This window comes from Flavobacterium amylolyticum, assembly GCF_048284335.1.
GTDB lineage: Bacteria > Bacteroidota > Bacteroidia > Flavobacteriales > Flavobacteriaceae > Flavobacterium.
The window spans coordinates 147,740-165,097 of the sequence record NZ_JBLVPG010000004.1; the positions used below are offsets into that span (position 1 = coordinate 147,740).

Here is a 17,358-nt window from a genome sequence, read left to right on the forward strand (position 1 = left end):
ATGAACTTAAGTGATGTCTTGAATCTTTATTTTGAACTCATAACTCACAATCTATTATTATTTAACTCTATTCCAGGTTTGGGTTCTCCCAAATAATGATAGGCCAATATATCCTCGAACCTTCAATTTATCAACCCCATCTAAAGCCAGAAAGCATTTGTATAATTTACCCGAAGTTGGATCCAGAATCTTTCCTGAATTGTATTCTTTCCCATCTTTTTTAAGTCCTTTAATAACTACAAGCCCTATAACCGGTTTGTTTTTTTCTTCACCGGAACAATTGGTACATAAACTTTTTTTCTTGTCAACATCTAAAATATCGATGATTTTTCCATAAATTTTGCCTGAGCGTTCGTAGATTTCAACAATTGATTTGGCTTTGCCTGATTGATCATCAATGGTTTTCCATTTTCCAATAACGCTATGACTTTGACCATAGAAAGCCATCGAAATAAATAATGCCAAAATTGTAATCGTATTTTTCATATTTTTCTTTTTTTAAAATAAATATAGCTCTACAATTCTTGTTTTAATAAGAGTTGTATGGGATACCATTCTTAGTAAATACCTGGGAATAACTCCAAATAACAAAACTATTTTGATTTAATTTAGTCTCTTTTTGCTTTTAATTTATTTACAGTGGCATTCAATTCAAAACCCAAAAGTAATATCATGCAGTTGATCCAAATGTAAAACATCAAAATCAATAATGTTCCTATTGATCCGTATAATTCATTGTATTGTGAAAATTTTGTAACCCAAATTCCAAAAACATACGAATCTAAAAGAACCAAAATAGTAGTAAAAACAGAACCTATAGAGATAAAAGCTCTGTTTTTATCGTGTTTTGTACCAAATTTAAAAAGTATGGAGGTTGTGACCAAAATCATCAAAATAACAAAGGCATATCGCCCTAAAACTATCAATTGAATCTGATCGCTAAAGACTGTTTTTTGAATAAATACCTCAAAAACAACAATTATCGCTACAGTTACAATCAAAAGCAATGACAATAATAACGACATGCCTAATGCGACAAAATATTGTCTTATAAAACCTCTTTTAATCAAGACATGGCGCGAGGTTTCAAAACCTCCTAAAATTCCATTTAATCCATTTGCCATCAAAAAAATAGACAATATAAACCCCGAGGATAACAATCCCGAATCACTATTATTAAGAATATCATTTATAATTTTATAAATAGCATCATAGGTATTAGGAGGCACACCATCCTTTACAAACAGCAGGAAATCTTCTTGAAAACCAACAATAGGTATGAACGGAATTAGATTTAATATGAAAAGTGCAAAAGGAAACAACGCCATAAAAAAGCTAAATGCAATGGCACTGGCATGATAGGTCAATGCGCTTTCAATAATTCCCAATCCATATATTTCTAACAAATCATATAAAGACAAGCCTTCTAACCAAGGTAGTTTTATCTTTTTTAGACCAAACATCAAATTCCGTATAATTGGAATTCTTTGTAATTTCACCTCAATTTCTTTACTCATATTGCTTTCAAACTCAAATCCATGTTATATACGGAGTGTGTCAAGGCGCCTGACGAGATATAATTCACACCACATTGAGCATACTTGCGAATGGTATTTTCATTAATATTTCCTGATGACTCTGTCAAGCATTTCCCTGCGATCAAAGTTACCGCTTTTTTAGTATCTTCATAATTGAAATTATCTATCAAAATTCTATAAACACCTTCACTTTCAAGAATTTCTTTGATTTCAGCCAAATTTCTGGCTTCCACAATAATTTTTAGATCTAGATTATTTTCCTTTAGATAGGCTTTAGTTTTGGCTATAGCTAGCGTAATTCCACCCGCAAAATCGTTATGATTGTCCTTAAGCATTATCATATCATAAAGAGCGAAACGATGATTTTCTCCTCCGCCAATTTTTACTGCCCATTTTTCACAGGCTCTAAATCCAGGTGTCGTTTTTCGTGTATCCAAGATCTTTGTATTTGTTCCTTCTAATAAACGAACATATTCTTTAGTCTTAGTTGCTATAGCGGACATTCGCTGCATTGAATTTAAAACGACACGTTCTGACTTCAAAATCGATTGTGAACTTCCCGTAACATGAAAAACTACATCTCCTTTTTTTACAGGAGTTCCATCTTCAATAAAGGTTTCTATTTGCAAATTAGCGTCTACATACTCAAAAATCATTTTGGCAAAAGCTACCCCGGCAATAATTCCATCTTCTTTTACAAGTAACTTAGCTTTACCATTTGCTGTTGCAGGAATACATGCCATAGAGCTGTAATCCCCAGGACCAACATCTTCCCGAATGGCGTTTTCTATTAATAGGTGTAACTCGGTACTGAATTGTGCTTCACTAATCATTTTAAAGGAAATTTATGGAATGCTAAAGTAAGGTATATTTTGGAAATTTGAAAATTTGTGGACTTCGTAATTTTGAAAAACCATATTCCGATTTCCTTTATGTCAAGTACTATGTCAGTATACAAATAAAGCATCACGAAGACAATAGCAGTTGTATTTAGATCGCGATTACCTGAAAGAAATGTTATAGTAAATCTCTCGTTTTATCTAGTGCAGTACTATTTAAAATCTTATATTTGAGTTTAGTAATAAAAACATCGTTTATGAAATATTTTTTAAGCCTTTTTATTGTATCATCACTGTTATTGACTTCTTGTAAAAAAGAAACAGAATCGAAACCGAACTCCACTATAACGAATATAGTGCCATTTACTGAAGTTGGCAGACAGATGAAAAATGAAGCTTCAACAGCAAATCAGCAGCAACAAAATACCACTATTGATCCCACTACAATTGCCAAAGGCATGAATCCTGCTCATGGCCAACCTGAGCATAGGTGTGACATAGCTGTTGGCGCTCCTTTGAACTCTCCTGCTGTCGCACCACAACAAAACACAACACCTCCTGCAAATACTGTAACTACTGCAACGACTCCAGCAGAAGCAACCCCTACGGTACAAGGAATGAATCCACCTCATGGACAAACTAATCATCGATGTGATATTGCTGTTGGTGCTCCATTGCCTAAATAGGAATTTAAAGTATTCCAAAATCAAGTTACTATAAAAACAGCCCGATTTATGACAATTTAGTGTTTAGAACCGCATCTCGTTTTAAATTTTATTCAAAGAAACGATACACTTTCTGAAATACAGTAATTTATATACTCCGTTTTAATGAACTCAATTTTAATCTTTCCTTTAAATTTAAATAGCATTCTAAGCAGTTGGAAAACGGTAAACGATGCTGTAATGGGCGGAACATCCGAAAGTGAATTTTACCTAAACTCAAACAATCAAGGTGTTTTTGAAGGTAGTGTATCTTTAGCTAACAATGGAGGATTCTGTGCGGTAAAACATTTCATAGAACCAATCAGTATAAACAATTACAAACTTTTTTACATTCGCCTAAAAGGAGATGGTAAAAAATATCAATTTAGAGTCAAGACCAACCGAAATGATTCCCATTCCTACGTATTTGCCTTTCAAACTAATTATGACTGGCAAACTATTGAAATTCCAATTACCGAGTTATATCCTGCTTTTAGGGGTCAAAAATTAGACCTCCCTAATTACGATGGATCCAATTTAGAAGAAATTGCCTTCTTAATAGGTAATAAAACAGAAGAGAAGTTTCAACTGCTTATTGAAACAATTGAAGTGAAATAAATTAGACAATTAGTTGTTTTATCCCACACTCTCAATGTTGCATTACTTTTATGAACACCATTCTATTAAAGATAACACGTTTAAAAATTACTAATTTTTCTATCTTTGCGCTTCTGAAATTCAACAAAAATGAACATCAAACTGATTGCTATTGGCAAAACCGATAACAAAGCGTTACAAACCTTAATAGACGATTACACGAAACGCCTGTCTTTTTATATCAAATTCGATTTAGATATCATTCCTGACATCAAAAACGTAAAAAACTTATCCGAAAGCCAACAAAAAGAGAAAGAAGGGGAATTGATTTTGGCGAAAATTACACCAACAGACCAACTTATTTTATTGGACGAAAACGGAAAAATTTTTTCCAGCGTAGGTTTTTCAGAAGAATTACAAAAAAAAATGAACTCTGGGGTTAAGACTCTAGTTTTCGTGATTGGTGGGCCTTATGGATTTTCGGATACCGTTTATGCCAAAGCGCAAGGAAAAATATCACTGTCCTTAATGACTTTTTCGCATCAAATGGTGCGGTTATTTTTTATCGAACAATTGTATCGTGGCTTTACGATTTTGAGAAATGAACCGTATCATCACCAGTAATGATTTTGTTTGAAGTTTAAGGTTTAGTAAATAAATTCTTGATTACTTTTCATTTTTACTTTTAAACTTTCAATAAAAATTTTATTTTGAACATAACTTCCAAAATTTAAGTTTTTATCATAACAAAAAACATAATGGTTTGAGGTGTTGTTTGGCAGCTTATTCAAATAGACTTGTAATTCTTGTTGTTTTACACCTATCATATCTACTAAAATTTCATTGTTTTTGGTAAAAAAGACAATTACTCCTGACTTTGGTTTTTCTAGTTTATAAAATACGTTTGTAAAAGGAAAAAAAGCCAAATTTCTACCAATCGTATCAGCGTAGGAATAATAATTTTCGGCCTTTTCATTCTTGTGTGCTTTCTCTGTACGCTTTTTCTCCTGCAACTTCATGATTTCCGGAATGGCAAGTCGTAACGGTAAACGTTTGTCAACATTTAGAATCCAATTGGTAGAAATAATACTGTTTTTCCTGTTTACTTCTGCTAGCGTATCTTTTCCTTTTGTTCTAAAAAAAATATAGATTGGCGAAAGATCATCTACATTTTTGACAATTGTTGTGTTGGCTTTTGGCAACAAAATATCCTCTTTGTTGCCACAAGAAAACAAAGCAAAAAGAACAATCAAAGTAAAATATTTCATCGTTATCAATTGATTTTATTGAATAATGCAACACATTCCATCGCTTCTTTTACATCGTGGACACGAAGGATTTTTGCTCCTTTGGTCAATGCCAAAGTATTCAAAACCGTAGTTCCATTTAACGCATTTTCTATCGTAGTGTCAAGGATTTTATAAATCATTGATTTTCTGGATATCCCAATAAGAAGTGGCAATTCCAGCATATTAAATAATTCCATCTTTTGAAAAACTTCGTAATTTTGAGCTATTGTTTTGGCAAAACCAAATCCTGGATCGATAATCAAATCATTGATTCCAAAACTTCTAGCTTTGGCAACTTTTTCAGAAAAATAGAATAGCATTTCTTTTACAATATCTTCATAACTTGTGAGAGATTGCATCGTTTGCGAATTCCCTCTCATGTGCATCATTATATATGGAACATTGTATTTTGTAATTACCCCAAACATCTTATCGTCTAGATTTCCAGCCGAAATATCGTTGATGATAGCCGCACCACTTTCGATAGATCTTATCGCCACTTCGCTCCGAAAAGTGTCAATAGAAAGCATCGTTTCCGGAAAATGCTTTAGAATCAAATCAATAACAGGTATAATTCTTGAAATTTCTTCATATTCCGAAACAAATTCTGCATTAGGTTTACTGGAATAAGCGCCAATATCTATAAAACTGGCTCCACCAAGTAGCATTATTTCAACTTGAGAAAGAATTTCGGTTTCATTTTTATACTTGCCACCATCAAAAAAAGAGTTGGGTGTCACATTCAAGATCCCCATTACTTTGGGAGTGGATACGTCAACAAGTATTCCTTTGCAGTTAATAGTCATTCGTTTACAGTTTTAAATACTTCAAAATTTTACATTCAAAAAAATTATCTTATTTTTGAAAAAATTTGAATACAAATATACACCAATAATGAAGAATACTTCAAAGGAATATGATACTGTAATTGCGACTTGTCGTTCGTTGTTTACCAACAAAATGAAAGATTACGGATGTGCTTGGCGAATTTTAAGATTGCCTTCGTTAACAGATCAAATTTATATTAAAGCACAAAGAATAAGAAGCTTACAAGAAAACGAAATCCGTAAAATTGATGAAGATGAAACAGGTGAATTCATTGGGATTATCAATTATTCCATTATGGCATTAATTCAATTGGAATTAGGCGTTGCAGATCAACCTGATTTAGAAGTTGCAAAAGCGACTGAATTATACGATACCAAAGTCAAGCTGACCAAAGAGTTAATGCTGGATAAAAATCATGATTACGGTGAAGCTTGGCGCGACATGCGTGTGAGTTCACTAACCGATTTGATTTTGCAAAAATTGCTTCGCGTCAAACAAATTGAAGATAACAAAGGAAAAACATTAGTCTCTGAGGGTATTGATGCTAATTATCAGGACATGATCAATTACGCGGTTTTTGCCTTAATTTTAATGGGTTTTGGAAATAAATAATACAATCATACAAATGAAAAATATAATAACACAATTTTCTAGAATATTTGTTGGAATCCTATTCATTATCTCCGGATTAATTAAACTCAACGATCCTATTGGGTTTTCCTATAAATTAGCTGAATATTTTAGTGAACCTGTTTTTAACATGCCATTTTTCATTCCGTTTGCATTAGGAATTGCTTTGTTTTTAGTTATTCTTGAGGTCGTTCTGGGAATTATGTTGCTCATTGGTTATAAAACCAAATTTACTATCTGGAGTTTACTAATCTTGATTGTACTGTTTACTTTCCTTACTTTTTATTCTGCTTATTTTAATGTGGTAAAAGATTGTGGTTGTTTTGGAGACGCTTTGAAGCTAACACCATGGCAATCGTTTACAAAAGACATTGTGTTACTGTTCTTTATTCTAATCCTGTTTTTTAATAGAAAATTAGTTCAGCCATTGTTCAGTAATACTATTCAAAATATAATCCTGTACGCCAGTATCGTTTTGTCGTCGTTTATGGGCGTTTTGGTTTTAAATCATTTACCCTTAATAGATTTCAGACCATTTAAAGTTGGAAATAATATCCAAAAAGGAATGCGCATTCCTGACGGTGCTGAAAAATCAGTAGTTGAAATGGTCTTTATTTACAAAGTAGGCGGCGTAGATACCGAATTTACTGAAAAAGATTTAATGTCGATTCCGGAAGGTGCCGTTTTTGTAGACCGAAAAGATAAAGTAATCTCAGAAGGTTATGTTCCACCTATTCATGATTTCACGATGGAAAAAGACGGCTCTGATTACAAAGAAGAGTTTTTAGACGCTACAAAAGTGATGCTGATTGTGGCCTATGATTTAGTACATGCTGATAAAGCAGGCTTGGCTAAAATGGAAAAACTGAATCAGGAAGCGAAAATAAAAGGATATAAAGTAATAGGAATGACAGCATCTTCTCCAGAAGAAATAGCGGCTACTAAAAAACAGTTTGGGTTGTCTTTTGATTTTTATTTCTGTGATGCCATCACTTTAAAAACAATTGAAAGAGCCAACCCTAGTATTGTTGTATTAGAAAAAGGAACAATAGTACAAAAAGTTCATCATAATGATCTCAAGAATTTAAAGCTGTAAAGTTTAAAATTTAAGATCTAAAGTTTTCTTATCGGGAAGCTTTAATCCTTAAATAGAGACACGCTGTACTGCTTTAAAATAAATTCGTACTAAATATTCTATTACCTTTTTATTAATAAGATGTGATACTTATCTACAAATCATATTAAAAGATCATTATTATCTTGGTCTGAAAGAGTTGTTTTTTAATTATCAAGAAATCAAACTTACCTGATTATTTATCAACTATAACGATATTATTCAGGCATTGTAGAAATGTGCTTTCAAAAAAAGGAATTCTGTATAATGCATTCAAATTGTTTGTTTAACTTTGTTTTAAAACAATCTTACAATGAAAAAAATAATAGTAATACTAATTGCATTAGCAACATTCTCTTGCACATCAACTGCACAAAAAAAAGAATTTTCTAAAGAAGCTTTATCAGAGACCCTTTTAGCCACTGATGGAAGTCAAGTTGCCTTTAAGGATATTTTAAAAAAATACAAAGGAAAAACCCTGGTAATTGAAGTTTGGGCTTCGTGGTGTGGCGATTGCGTAAAAGCAATGCCTAAACTAAAAGAATTACAAGCCACTAATCCTGATGTAGCCTATTTATTTATTTCAATGGACAAAACCGCTGATAAATGGAAAGCTGGAATTGAAAAACACCAATTAAAAGGAGGTCATTTTATGGCAAATGATCAAATGAAAGGTATTTTTGCAAAAGCCGTTGATGTAGATTGGATTCCAAGATACATTGTTGTAGACAAAACCGGAAAGATCGCATTGTACCGCGCTATTGAAACTGATTTTGATAAAATTAACAGCACTTTAGCAAATTTAAAATAATTTATTTTAAACATCAGTTGAAAAAAGAAATCCATTGAACAGATTTTCAAAAAATCAAAACCAAAAACTAAATATACACAACTATAATGAGAAAGAAGATTGTCGCAGGAAACTGGAAAATGCATAAAAATGCAGAGCAAACAGAAGATTTATTAAATGAATTAATAGCAAAAATTCCAACAGATACAGCCGTACAAGTTATAGTAGCTCCTACTTTTGTGAACTTAGCATCTGCTGTAGATCATTTAGAATTTACTAATATCGATGTTGCTGCTCAAAATGTTCATCAAGCAGAAAGTGGTGCGTTTACGGGTGAAATTTCAGCTGATATGTTAAAAAGTGTTGGTGTTGATACTGTAATTTTGGGACATTCAGAACGTAGAGCCATTTTTCATGAAACAGACGCTTTGATTGCTAATAAAGTAAACACAGCTTTGGAACATGACATGAGAATAATTTTTTGCTTTGGAGAAGAATTGAAAGATCGACAATCAAAAAATCATTTTAATGTAGTAGAAAATCAATTGCGAGATGGTTTATTCCATATTCAAGCCAAGGACTGGGAAAGTATTGTTCTAGCGTATGAGCCTGTTTGGGCAATAGGAACTGGAGAAACTGCTTCTCCTGAACAAGCGCAGGAAATGCATGAGTTTATCCGGGAAACAGTTCGCAAAGCTTTTGGAAGTGATATCGCTGAAAACGTATCTATTCTTTATGGTGGCAGTGTGAAACCTGATAATGCAAAAGAAATATTCTCAAAACCTGATGTTGATGGTGGTCTTATTGGAGGTGCTGCACTAAAAGCTGATGATTTTATGGCAATTGTAAACGCTATATAAGTTTATTGAATTATAAAAAAAGCGAGGGTTTAATACCATCGCTTTTTTTATATTCCTATTTCAATTTGAAAACGCAGGTACCAATTATTCTTTGTACTTCCATCAAAATAATTTAAGGTATCAAAAGTCAATTCACTTTGTAATTTGAAAGTATGTTCCCAAATATACTTCGTTAAACCAATGGTGTATTGATCTGCATTTGGAGCAAAAGCCTGAATATCCTCGCCAACTTTTTGAGTGGAATACCTCCCTATAATCTCATAGTTTGAAGGAAAATTATAACTCAACTGATAATCATACCCACTACCTACGTAAGCAAAATTAGACAATAAACTATTATCTGGATTTATTGTAACAGCATTTCTAGTGCTATTTCTTGACATATAACTGGACATCGCTGACCAGCCATTGTATTTTAACATGACGTCTAGCAAAACCGATTTCATAGTTCGCTCTTGATATAAATCGCTCCCTAATTGTCCTTGGGTTCTTTTGGCATGATTGTTTTGCTGAAAAGCTCCGGATAGCATCAATTTTAGCTTTTGTTCTCTTACAATATCTCCTTCAAAGTAGGTACCATCTTTAGCAAAAGCTCCAAAGGGTAACAACTCCACTTTACCTGTCAAAGCAACTCCCAAATCTGCATTTCCGGTAATGTTGCGCCCTTCACCTGTAGAAATTGCTGTTTTGAAGTTATATGAAAATTTATCTTTAAATTCATTCATATTGTGAATTTGAAAACCAAAATCCCTATCGATAGTGAATCTCGCATTATTAATGGATCGATCCGTCAACTGGAGGCCACCAGATGAATTTACACGTTGGCGATTTCCTGGCAATTTTGTTTGACCAAAGCTAATATTCCAATTTTTATTTGGTCTATAAAAAACCACCGCGTCACGAATAATATTAATATTTTCCCCTTCTCTAATTTCACCTATGTCACCCGGGGCAAATGACAATTGAATTGCATATAAAAACTTTGGTGATCCCACATATCCATCTAATCGCAACCGCAATCTTCGGATTTGTGCATCATAAAACCCGTTCTCGTCTTCGTTTTTAGTATAAGTCACTCGGTTCTGCATTCGAAAACGAATGTTTAACTGGTACAAACTGTCAGGTGACGTAATTCCAATGCCTTTACCAAAACTATAATAAGGCAGGGCCGACAATTTCAAGTCATTATCCTGTTTACTCGGCCTTATGCTTACTTGTGCCATACTTGAAATACTAAAAAGTAAAATAAAAAATAAGAGGCTTTTTTTCATCAGGTAGCAGTGTATATTTTGTGCAAATGTAAAATAAAAATTGATTTACAAATGCTGTTTAAATAGCTATTGCTACCTTTGCAAAAAAAGAAGCATGTCAAACATTTACATAGGATATCATTTTAATATTGAACCAAAAGAATTAGGATCGGAAATTTTAATCGCTGAATTAGGCGAAAAAGCATTTGAGAGTTTTACAGAAACTGAAACTGGAATTTCAGCTTTTGTACAAAAGGATTTATGGGACGAAGCTATTTTAGAAGATATTCACATTTTGCAATCGGAAGAGTTTAAAATCGATTACACCTTTGAAGAAATCGAACAAGTGAACTGGAATGAAGAATGGGAAAAGAATTTTGAAGCTATCGATGTTGATGGAAACTGTCATGTACGCGCTCCATTCCATCCAAAGACAAATGCCGAATTTGATATTGTAATTGAACCAAAAATGAGTTTTGGAACAGGTCATCATGAAACAACACACATGATGATTCAACATTTAGTGGAAATGGATGTTACTGGAATGAAAACACTAGATATGGGTTGCGGAACCGCTATTTTAGCTATACTTGCAGAGATGAAAGGCGCTTTCCCAATTGACGCAATTGATATTGACAACTGGTGTTATTTAAACTCAATAGAAAATGCAGAACGCAATAATTGTAAACACATTACAGTTTATGAAGGAGATGCCGCTTTATTAAAAGGTAAAAAATACGATTTAATCATAGCCAATATCAACAGGAATATTTTACTAAACGACATGCAACATTATGTAGATTGCCTGATGCCAAAAGGAAAATTACTTTTAAGCGGTTTCTATCAGGAGGATATTCCACTTATCGATGCTTCTTGCACGGAGAAAGGATTAACGTATGTTAAAAAATTTGAAAGAAACAATTGGGTATCTTTAAAATATGTAATTTAGCATTTAAATCTTTTTATTAATTACGAAAGTACAAAACCCCTACAAAATGAGTACTAAAGAAAAAATAAGAGAAAAGGTAAGTGTCAAAGAGGTTACCAGTTTAGACAATGAGATCATAGTTTACAACGATGATGTAAATACGTTTGACCATGTAATAGACACGTTAATTCGCGTATGTAACCACACTGCAGAACAAGCGGAACAATGTTCGCTAATAGTCCATTATAATGGAAAGTGCACCGTAAAAACTGGGCCTTATAGCAAATTAAAACTACAATGCTCCCAATTATTAGAAGCGGGTTTAAATGCTGAGATAATTTAGCTCAAAAAACCGACTCCTAAATGAATTAAGTACTGTGAATAATTTAAAAACATTCTCTTTTATTATATATTTGAATAATAAAATATGTTTTTATGGAAGAATATGGTAAAATTTTAGTTTTTGTAATGCCTATTTTTTTAATTTTAATTATCATTGAAAAAATATACGGGCATTACAAAGGCGAAGATACTTCTCCAAATATGGACTCTGTATCAAGTGTAAGCTCTGGAATGGTGAATTCTCTTAAAGATGTTTTGGGGCTTAGCATAACACTGGTTTCTTACAACTGGATTGTCTCTAAAATCGCTTTATTTGATCTTCAAGCACACTTTCTAACTTATCTTATTGGATTTACAGCTATTGATTTTTATGGATATTGGAGCCATCGTTTATCCCACCAAATTAATTTTTTATGGAACAAACATGCCATTCATCACAGCAGTGAGGAATTTAACTTAGCTTGTGCTTTACGCCAACCAATATCCAGTTTTGTTAATCTATTTACTTTTCTATTACTCCCTGCTGCTCTTTTAGGAGTTCCATCCAAGGTGATTGCAATTACCTTACCCATTCATTTATTTTTGCAATTCTGGTACCATACCAAGCACATCAAAAAAATTGGTTTTCTAGAAAACATACTTGTTTCTCCATCACATCATAGGGTACATCACGCCATAAATCCTGAATATTTAGACAAAAACCATTCACAAATATTTATTTTTTGGGATAAGATATTTGGTACTTTTCAAGCAGAATTAGAAACTGTCCCACCTGTTTTTGGAATTACAAGACCGGCGAGAACATGGAACCCGATTCGGATTAATTTTCAACATTTATGGTTGCTGATTACAGATGCTTGGCGCGCCGAAAACTGGAAAGACAAGTTTACCATTTGGTTTAAACCCACAGGCTGGCGTCCAGAAAATTTTGAAGATAAATATCCGATAACCAAAATTACGAATGTATATGATTTTGAAAAATATGGAGTTCAACATTCTAAAAAATTGATGTACTGGTCCTTATTCCAAGCAATTATTACATTATTACTTATCAGCTATCTGTATAATTCGATTGCAGTAATCGGTTTACCAAATGTATTTATTTACGGCGCATTCCTCTTTCTGACCGTTTACAGCTACACGGAATTAATGGATACCCGAAAAATTTCTCTATTATGGGAGAGTATTCGGTTTTTATTTGGCATTGGGCTCATTTTCAGTTTTGGAGATTGGTTTGGTATGAATCAACTTTTTCCCTTTGCAAGTTACATTGTTGCTGGTTATCTATGTTTATCGTTGTTGGTAACCCTATACTTTGTAATCAGAAATTTTGAAAGAGATCTCGTTTTTCAAAGAAAATCTTAAAAAAATGATATGAAAAAAAACTCGGTATTAAATCGTTTTATTGCATTTAGCCTTCTCTACCTTTTAATAATTTTTTTTGGTAGAGAGGATATTGCGTGGTTTTTAAAACCCTTTTTAGTGCCATTTCTTATTCTTGCTGTTTATATACAGGAACCATTCACTACTAAGAAAATCCTTCTAATGGCCTTAATGCTGTCTTGGATTGGAGATATAATTTTGATGTTTGCTGACAAAGGAGAACTGTATTTTATTCTAGGATTAATTGCGTTTCTTTTTTCGCATATTTTTTACATTGTATTATTTAGCAAACAATTAAAGATTTATTTAAAGAAAAGTAAAATTATTTTCTGGATAGGAGTTACCACAATTGTCTTTTATTTGATTGTAATGATGGTGCTTTTATTGCCAACTCTTGGCACCTTGAAAATTCCTGTCTTTGTCTACGCACTTACAATTTCCATTATGTTATTATTTGCGCTCAAAGGCTTTTTAAATTGGCAAAAACCAGCTAACAAATATATTTTAAGTGGTGCAACACTTTTTGTAGCTTCAGATAGTATTATGGCATTTGATAGGTTTTATATACCGCTACAATACAGTTCTTTCTTGATTATGGCTACTTATCTACTTGCGCAATATTTAATTGTCATTGGAATTTTAAAATTAAATAAAAAAAAGTAGCATTCCCATAAGAGAATGCTACAAAAAAAAACAAATATATTCCGATTAATGAGGTAATTTATTTTTTAATAATCCGTATGCATAAGTACCTAATAAAGCCCCAAAAAGCACTATTGAAATGGTCCAGAAACCAGCTCCAAGCAAGATGAATATAGGACCTGGACAGGATCCAATTAATGCCCAACCCAACCCAAAAAACAATCCGCCAATCCAGTACCGTGCAGATCCCTTATCTTTATCCGGAAGTGCTATTGATTCTCCTTTTATGTCTTTTATATTATTTCGTTTTATGATTTGAATCCCAATTACTCCTGTCAAAATAGCTACAGAAATAATTCCGTACATGTGAAACGATTGAAATTGGAACATTTCATAAATACGATACCAAGAAACGGCTTCTGATTTAGTTAAAACGATTCCAAAAACAAAACCAACTAATAAATATTTTATTATATTTTTCATACTTTATATTTAAATTTAAATGATAGGGGCTAACTGTTGACTAGCTTAAAATCAATGGTAATAAGAAATGAGCCATTATCAACCCACCGATAAAAAATCCTATAACGGCTTTTAAAGAAGGGATTTGTAAATTACTCAAACCAGAAATAGCATGTCCTGAAGTACATCCTCCGGCGTAGCGCGAGCCAAAACCAACCAAAACACCTCCAATAAGTAATATTAAAATACTTTTTGGAGAATCTAAAACAGATAATCCAAAAAGAGCATCCGGCATTAATTTTCCGTTTGGAGCATCGATCCCTAATTGTGCTAATTGTGCAATTGTTTTTGGGCTAATATTTACATTTGAGGCATCTCCCATAAAATGTACAGCAACAAAACCACCTAGCATGGCTCCTAAAACTACTATCAAATTCCAGCGTTGTGCCTTCCAATCAAAATCAAAAAAGCTAAGTCGTTTGCCCAAACCCGCCATAGAACAAAGCGAACGCAAATTAGAAGACATTCCGAATGATTTTCCAAAATAAAGAAGAGCAAGCATAATCATCCCAATCAAAAATCCAGAAACATACCAAGACCATGTTTGAAAAATAATATCCATATTGTTATTTTTTTTTCAAAGATAAGAAGCATTTAGTAGGATCTATGTGAGAAATGTTACATTTGATAAAATGAGGCTCTACATTTATGGTAGGAACTCGCGATAAGGCATGAAGTTCTGTTTATATTTGTATTTTATAATTACTTGGTATTGTAATTGCAATTACAATTTTTGAGTTTAAAATTTACCCAAATTATGAAAAAATCGATCCTTTTTTTTGCTTTACTGATTGGAATATCTTCTTGTTCAAGTACACAATCTACATTAAAAAACACTGATGATACTGCGCCTAATCTTATCCTTTCACAGGACAATACCTTTGTGATTACGGAATACAGTACAGACAAAAAATATGGTTATAACAAAGATTATCCCATCAATATTTTTTTCAATAACACTAAAAATGAAACGATCAATCAAGCTCGGTTTTTAAACGCTTTGGCTGGCCCTAAAGGGGAAGCAATTACATATACGAAATTAGAAAACTGTTGCCCGTTTCCAACAAAAAGAAGCGAATTAGGTGCCGGTTTTTTGGATGTTTATGAATTAAAATGGATTGGCCAGAAAAAACCGGTTGTCCTTTACTTAAATATATATGAAAAAGGGATACTAAAGGTTCCAATGGGACTTTCATTGAAAAAAAAATAACCTTAGCGTTCTAAAATAAACTAATAATCCAAAATCCCTAGCCCTGATGGCAGTGAAAATCCTCCCGCTTTTAGGGAGATTGGAACGTACAGCAGAAAAAGCTTCTCGTAATAAGGTAGCCTCACAAATTATTTGCAAATCGTAAATCGTAAATCGTAAATCATAACTACCTTTGCATCTTTAAAAATTATATTATGAACTTACAACATATTCCACAAATCAAACATGCTGACAGTGCCAATTTCTTTCTACTTGCTGGTCCTTGTGCCATTGAAGGCGAAGAAATGGCAATGCGAATAGCTGAAAAATTAGTTGGTATTACTGATAATTTACAAATTCCTTTCGTTTTTAAAGGTTCGTTTAAGAAGGCCAATCGCTCTAGAATTGATAGTTTTTCAGGAATTGGAGATGAAAAGGCACTTAAAATTCTTAGAAAAATTTCGGAAACATTTAAAGTACCAACCGTAACGGACATTCATACAAATGAAGATGCAGATATGGCTGCACAATATGTAGACGTTTTACAAATCCCTGCTTTTTTAGTACGCCAAACAGATTTAGTTATGGCTGCAGCAAATACCGGAAAAGTAGTCAACTTAAAAAAAGGACAATTTATGAGTCCTGAAAGTATGAAACATGCTGTTCAAAAAGTATTGGATTGTCACAATGAAAACGTAATGGTTACCGATAGAGGGACCATGTTTGGGTATCAAGATATGATTGTTGATTTTAGAGGAATCCCTACGATGCAACAATATGCCACTACTGTTCTTGATGTAACACATTCATTACAACAGCCCAATCAAACCGTTGGAGTAACAGGAGGAAGACCGGATATGATTGAAACTATTGCCAAAGCAGGTATTGCTGTAGGTGTGGATGGAATTTTTATTGAAACCCATTTTGATCCTGCTAATGCAAAAAGTGATGGCGCAAATATGTTGCATTTAGATTACTTTGAATCATTAATGACCAAGTTAGTTGCCATCAGAAAAACAATAAATACATTTTAAATTAAGCCCCAAATTCATTGAAGCATTTTTTTTTATTTTCAGCATTTCTAATTATACTATTTACAAATACTACAATTGCACAGGAAAAAACAATCGTACAAGATCAATACACCTCTCATAACAAAGGGAAATTTTTTGTTTCCTGGGGTGGAAATCGAGAGACTTATTCTAAATCTGACGTGACTTTCCGAGGTAAAGATTACAACTTTACTTTAGAGAATCTAGAAGCGCACGACAAACCTAAAGGTTGGCATATTGACTACATCAATCCAACAAAAATGACCATACCACAAACTAATTTTAGAATGGGGTATTTTATAAGTGATCATTATAGTGTAGCCATTGGTGTTGATCACATGAAATATGTAATGACACAAAATAAGGCAGTTACTATTAATGGATATTATCCTAATCCCGGATCGTATGATGAGTCATTACCCAACAATCAGGTGCTTTTGACTGAAAAATTTCTAAAGTACGAACACACGGATGGTTTAAATTATGTCAATACTGAATTTTCGAGACATGATGATATTTCGGCTATATTCAAAATTAGTAACACGGACAAAATTCAAATTAATTTAACCGAAGGAGTTGGTTTTGGCCTCTTGTACCCAAAAACCAATACAACGCTGTTGGGAAAGGAACGTCATGATGATTTTCATGTTTCCGGTTATGGAACTTCTTTAAAGGCGGGATTAAATGTTACTTTTTTCAAACACTTTTACATACAAGGGGAACTCAAAGGAGGTTATATCAATATGCAAGACATTAGAACCACAGAAAGTATTGAAGATAGTGCCTCACAAGATTTTTTCTTTTTTCAAAGAATCATTGCTGTTGGAGGAATATTTAAAATCTAAATAGCAAGTAAATAAT

General features: G+C 32.9%; 22 protein-coding genes. 14 read left to right on the forward strand and 8 right to left on the reverse strand.

What is annotated here, in order from left to right:
* Positions 1 to 57: 57 nt before the first annotated feature.
* From ACNQF9_RS13730 to nadC, 3 genes are all read right to left on the reverse strand, one after another.
* Positions 58 to 486: a DUF2147 domain-containing protein gene (locus ACNQF9_RS13730; RefSeq protein ID WP_417990427.1), complete on the reverse strand. Its 429-nt coding sequence runs from the start codon at positions 484 to 486 to the stop codon at positions 58 to 60.
* A gap of 122 nt (positions 487 to 608) precedes the next feature.
* Positions 609 to 1,517, reverse strand: coding sequence for a YihY/virulence factor BrkB family protein (locus ACNQF9_RS13735; RefSeq protein WP_417961491.1), 909 nt, complete (start codon positions 1,515 to 1,517; stop codon positions 609 to 611).
* Positions 1,514 to 2,371 (reverse strand): carboxylating nicotinate-nucleotide diphosphorylase, encoded by an 858-nt coding sequence (nadC, locus tag ACNQF9_RS13740; RefSeq protein ID WP_417990428.1) that lies wholly within the window; start codon positions 2,369 to 2,371, stop codon positions 1,514 to 1,516. The genes ACNQF9_RS13735 and nadC overlap by 4 nt, the downstream gene beginning before the upstream one ends.
* Before the next feature lie 263 nt (positions 2,372 to 2,634).
* Here nadC and ACNQF9_RS13745 point away from each other — a divergent pair, with 263 nt between their 5' ends.
* The 3 genes from ACNQF9_RS13745 (at position 2,635) to rlmH (ending at position 4,302) form a co-directional block, all read left to right on the forward strand.
* Positions 2,635 to 3,063 (forward strand): hypothetical protein, encoded by a 429-nt coding sequence (locus ACNQF9_RS13745; RefSeq protein WP_417990429.1) that lies wholly within the window; start codon positions 2,635 to 2,637, stop codon positions 3,061 to 3,063.
* A 144-nt stretch (positions 3,064 to 3,207) separates the two neighbouring features.
* Positions 3,208 to 3,699: a CIA30 family protein gene (locus ACNQF9_RS13750; RefSeq protein WP_417990430.1), complete on the forward strand. Its 492-nt coding sequence runs from the start codon at positions 3,208 to 3,210 to the stop codon at positions 3,697 to 3,699.
* A 129-nt stretch (positions 3,700 to 3,828) separates the two neighbouring features.
* Positions 3,829 to 4,302: a 23S rRNA (pseudouridine(1915)-N(3))-methyltransferase RlmH gene (gene rlmH, locus ACNQF9_RS13755; protein WP_417990431.1), complete on the forward strand. Its 474-nt coding sequence runs from the start codon at positions 3,829 to 3,831 to the stop codon at positions 4,300 to 4,302.
* A 23-nt stretch (positions 4,303 to 4,325) separates the two neighbouring features.
* On the opposite strand, the gene ACNQF9_RS13760 is transcribed toward rlmH, so the two are convergent.
* Positions 4,326 to 4,946, reverse strand: a complete 621-nt coding sequence (locus ACNQF9_RS13760; RefSeq protein ID WP_417990432.1) for a hypothetical protein — start codon at positions 4,944 to 4,946, stop codon at positions 4,326 to 4,328.
* Positions 4,947 to 4,951: 5 nt separating this feature from the next.
* A complete protein-coding gene (folP, locus tag ACNQF9_RS13765; RefSeq protein ID WP_417990433.1) occupies positions 4,952 to 5,773 on the reverse strand; it encodes a dihydropteroate synthase in 822 nt (273 codons plus the stop codon).
* An 88-nt stretch (positions 5,774 to 5,861) separates the two neighbouring features.
* Between folP and ACNQF9_RS13770 the strand changes: the two genes are divergently transcribed.
* The 4 genes from ACNQF9_RS13770 to tpiA all read left to right on the forward strand — a co-directional run bounded on the left by ACNQF9_RS13770 (position 5,862) and on the right by tpiA (position 9,189).
* Positions 5,862 to 6,407, forward strand: coding sequence for a DUF1599 domain-containing protein (locus ACNQF9_RS13770; RefSeq protein ID WP_417961505.1), 546 nt, complete (start codon positions 5,862 to 5,864; stop codon positions 6,405 to 6,407).
* A gap of 13 nt (positions 6,408 to 6,420) precedes the next feature.
* The gene (locus tag ACNQF9_RS13775) at positions 6,421 to 7,521 is read left to right on the forward strand and encodes a BT_3928 family protein (RefSeq protein ID WP_417990434.1); all 1,101 of its coding nucleotides are present in this window, start codon (positions 6,421 to 6,423) and stop codon (positions 7,519 to 7,521) included.
* Between the two features lie 331 nt (positions 7,522 to 7,852).
* Positions 7,853 to 8,350, forward strand: coding sequence for a TlpA family protein disulfide reductase (locus ACNQF9_RS13780; RefSeq protein WP_417990435.1), 498 nt, complete (start codon positions 7,853 to 7,855; stop codon positions 8,348 to 8,350).
* Positions 8,351 to 8,436: 86 nt separating this feature from the next.
* Positions 8,437 to 9,189, forward strand: a complete 753-nt coding sequence (tpiA, locus tag ACNQF9_RS13785) for a triose-phosphate isomerase (RefSeq protein WP_417961511.1) — start codon at positions 8,437 to 8,439, stop codon at positions 9,187 to 9,189.
* 47 nt (positions 9,190 to 9,236) lie between these two features.
* Here tpiA and ACNQF9_RS13790 read toward each other — a convergent pair whose 3' ends face one another.
* Positions 9,237 to 10,460: a porin gene (locus tag ACNQF9_RS13790; RefSeq protein WP_417961513.1), complete on the reverse strand. Its 1,224-nt coding sequence runs from the start codon at positions 10,458 to 10,460 to the stop codon at positions 9,237 to 9,239.
* Positions 10,461 to 10,554: 94 nt separating this feature from the next.
* Here ACNQF9_RS13790 and prmA point away from each other — a divergent pair, with 94 nt between their 5' ends.
* From prmA to ACNQF9_RS13810, 4 genes are all read left to right on the forward strand, one after another.
* A complete protein-coding gene (gene prmA, locus ACNQF9_RS13795) occupies positions 10,555 to 11,388 on the forward strand; it encodes a 50S ribosomal protein L11 methyltransferase (protein WP_417961516.1) in 834 nt (277 codons plus the stop codon).
* Between the two features lie 46 nt (positions 11,389 to 11,434).
* A complete protein-coding gene (locus ACNQF9_RS13800; protein ID WP_417961518.1) occupies positions 11,435 to 11,710 on the forward strand; it encodes an ATP-dependent Clp protease adaptor ClpS in 276 nt (91 codons plus the stop codon).
* A gap of 92 nt (positions 11,711 to 11,802) precedes the next feature.
* Entirely contained in the window at positions 11,803 to 13,074 is a 1,272-nt protein-coding gene (locus ACNQF9_RS13805; RefSeq protein ID WP_417961520.1) for a sterol desaturase family protein, read from the forward strand.
* Between the two features lie 9 nt (positions 13,075 to 13,083).
* Entirely contained in the window at positions 13,084 to 13,755 is a 672-nt protein-coding gene (locus ACNQF9_RS13810) for a lysoplasmalogenase (RefSeq protein WP_417961522.1), read from the forward strand.
* Positions 13,756 to 13,800: 45 nt separating this feature from the next.
* Here ACNQF9_RS13810 and ACNQF9_RS13815 read toward each other — a convergent pair whose 3' ends face one another.
* Both ACNQF9_RS13815 and ACNQF9_RS13820 read right to left on the reverse strand, forming a co-directional pair.
* Positions 13,801 to 14,217, reverse strand: a complete 417-nt coding sequence (locus ACNQF9_RS13815; RefSeq protein ID WP_417961524.1) for a DUF6691 family protein — start codon at positions 14,215 to 14,217, stop codon at positions 13,801 to 13,803.
* A gap of 40 nt (positions 14,218 to 14,257) precedes the next feature.
* A complete protein-coding gene (locus ACNQF9_RS13820; RefSeq protein ID WP_417961526.1) occupies positions 14,258 to 14,818 on the reverse strand; it encodes a YeeE/YedE family protein in 561 nt (186 codons plus the stop codon).
* A 195-nt stretch (positions 14,819 to 15,013) separates the two neighbouring features.
* Here ACNQF9_RS13820 and ACNQF9_RS13825 point away from each other — a divergent pair, with 195 nt between their 5' ends.
* The 3 genes from ACNQF9_RS13825 (at position 15,014) to ACNQF9_RS13835 (ending at position 17,342) form a co-directional block, all read left to right on the forward strand.
* Positions 15,014 to 15,466 (forward strand): 2-dehydro-3-deoxyphosphooctonate aldolase, encoded by a 453-nt coding sequence (locus tag ACNQF9_RS13825; protein WP_417990436.1) that lies wholly within the window; start codon positions 15,014 to 15,016, stop codon positions 15,464 to 15,466.
* 194 nt (positions 15,467 to 15,660) lie between these two features.
* Positions 15,661 to 16,479, forward strand: coding sequence for a 3-deoxy-8-phosphooctulonate synthase (gene kdsA / locus ACNQF9_RS13830; protein WP_417990437.1), 819 nt, complete (start codon positions 15,661 to 15,663; stop codon positions 16,477 to 16,479).
* 17 nt (positions 16,480 to 16,496) lie between these two features.
* Positions 16,497 to 17,342: a hypothetical protein gene (locus ACNQF9_RS13835; RefSeq protein WP_417990438.1), complete on the forward strand. Its 846-nt coding sequence runs from the start codon at positions 16,497 to 16,499 to the stop codon at positions 17,340 to 17,342.
* Positions 17,343 to 17,358: the final 16 nt, after the last annotated feature.

Bases quoted from the DNA above. Each gene is read 5' to 3' on its own strand.
- ACNQF9_RS13730 (WP_417990427.1), bottom strand. From the start codon at position 486: ATGAAAAATACGATTACAATTTTGGCATTATTTATTTCGATGGCTTTC.
- ACNQF9_RS13735 (WP_417961491.1), bottom strand. From the start codon at position 1,517: ATGAGTAAAGAAATTGAGGTGAAATTACAAAGAATTCCAATTATACGG.
- nadC (WP_417990428.1), bottom strand. From the start codon at position 2,371: ATGATTAGTGAAGCACAATTCAGTACCGAGTTACACCTATTAATAGAA.
- ACNQF9_RS13745 (WP_417990429.1), top strand. From the start codon at position 2,635: ATGAAATATTTTTTAAGCCTTTTTATTGTATCATCACTGTTATTGACT.
- ACNQF9_RS13750 (WP_417990430.1), top strand. From the start codon at position 3,208: ATGAACTCAATTTTAATCTTTCCTTTAAATTTAAATAGCATTCTAAGC.
- rlmH (WP_417990431.1), top strand. From the start codon at position 3,829: ATGAACATCAAACTGATTGCTATTGGCAAAACCGATAACAAAGCGTTA.
- ACNQF9_RS13760 (WP_417990432.1), bottom strand. From the start codon at position 4,946: ATGAAATATTTTACTTTGATTGTTCTTTTTGCTTTGTTTTCTTGTGGC.
- folP (WP_417990433.1), bottom strand. From the start codon at position 5,773: ATGACTATTAACTGCAAAGGAATACTTGTTGACGTATCCACTCCCAAA.
- ACNQF9_RS13770 (WP_417961505.1), top strand. From the start codon at position 5,862: ATGAAGAATACTTCAAAGGAATATGATACTGTAATTGCGACTTGTCGT.
- ACNQF9_RS13775 (WP_417990434.1), top strand. From the start codon at position 6,421: ATGAAAAATATAATAACACAATTTTCTAGAATATTTGTTGGAATCCTA.
- ACNQF9_RS13780 (WP_417990435.1), top strand. From the start codon at position 7,853: ATGAAAAAAATAATAGTAATACTAATTGCATTAGCAACATTCTCTTGC.
- tpiA (WP_417961511.1), top strand. From the start codon at position 8,437: ATGAGAAAGAAGATTGTCGCAGGAAACTGGAAAATGCATAAAAATGCA.
- ACNQF9_RS13790 (WP_417961513.1), bottom strand. From the start codon at position 10,460: ATGAAAAAAAGCCTCTTATTTTTTATTTTACTTTTTAGTATTTCAAGT.
- prmA (WP_417961516.1), top strand. From the start codon at position 10,555: ATGTCAAACATTTACATAGGATATCATTTTAATATTGAACCAAAAGAA.
- ACNQF9_RS13800 (WP_417961518.1), top strand. From the start codon at position 11,435: ATGAGTACTAAAGAAAAAATAAGAGAAAAGGTAAGTGTCAAAGAGGTT.
- ACNQF9_RS13805 (WP_417961520.1), top strand. From the start codon at position 11,803: ATGGAAGAATATGGTAAAATTTTAGTTTTTGTAATGCCTATTTTTTTA.
- ACNQF9_RS13810 (WP_417961522.1), top strand. From the start codon at position 13,084: ATGAAAAAAAACTCGGTATTAAATCGTTTTATTGCATTTAGCCTTCTC.
- ACNQF9_RS13815 (WP_417961524.1), bottom strand. From the start codon at position 14,217: ATGAAAAATATAATAAAATATTTATTAGTTGGTTTTGTTTTTGGAATC.
- ACNQF9_RS13820 (WP_417961526.1), bottom strand. From the start codon at position 14,818: ATGGATATTATTTTTCAAACATGGTCTTGGTATGTTTCTGGATTTTTG.
- ACNQF9_RS13825 (WP_417990436.1), top strand. From the start codon at position 15,014: ATGAAAAAATCGATCCTTTTTTTTGCTTTACTGATTGGAATATCTTCT.
- kdsA (WP_417990437.1), top strand. From the start codon at position 15,661: ATGAACTTACAACATATTCCACAAATCAAACATGCTGACAGTGCCAAT.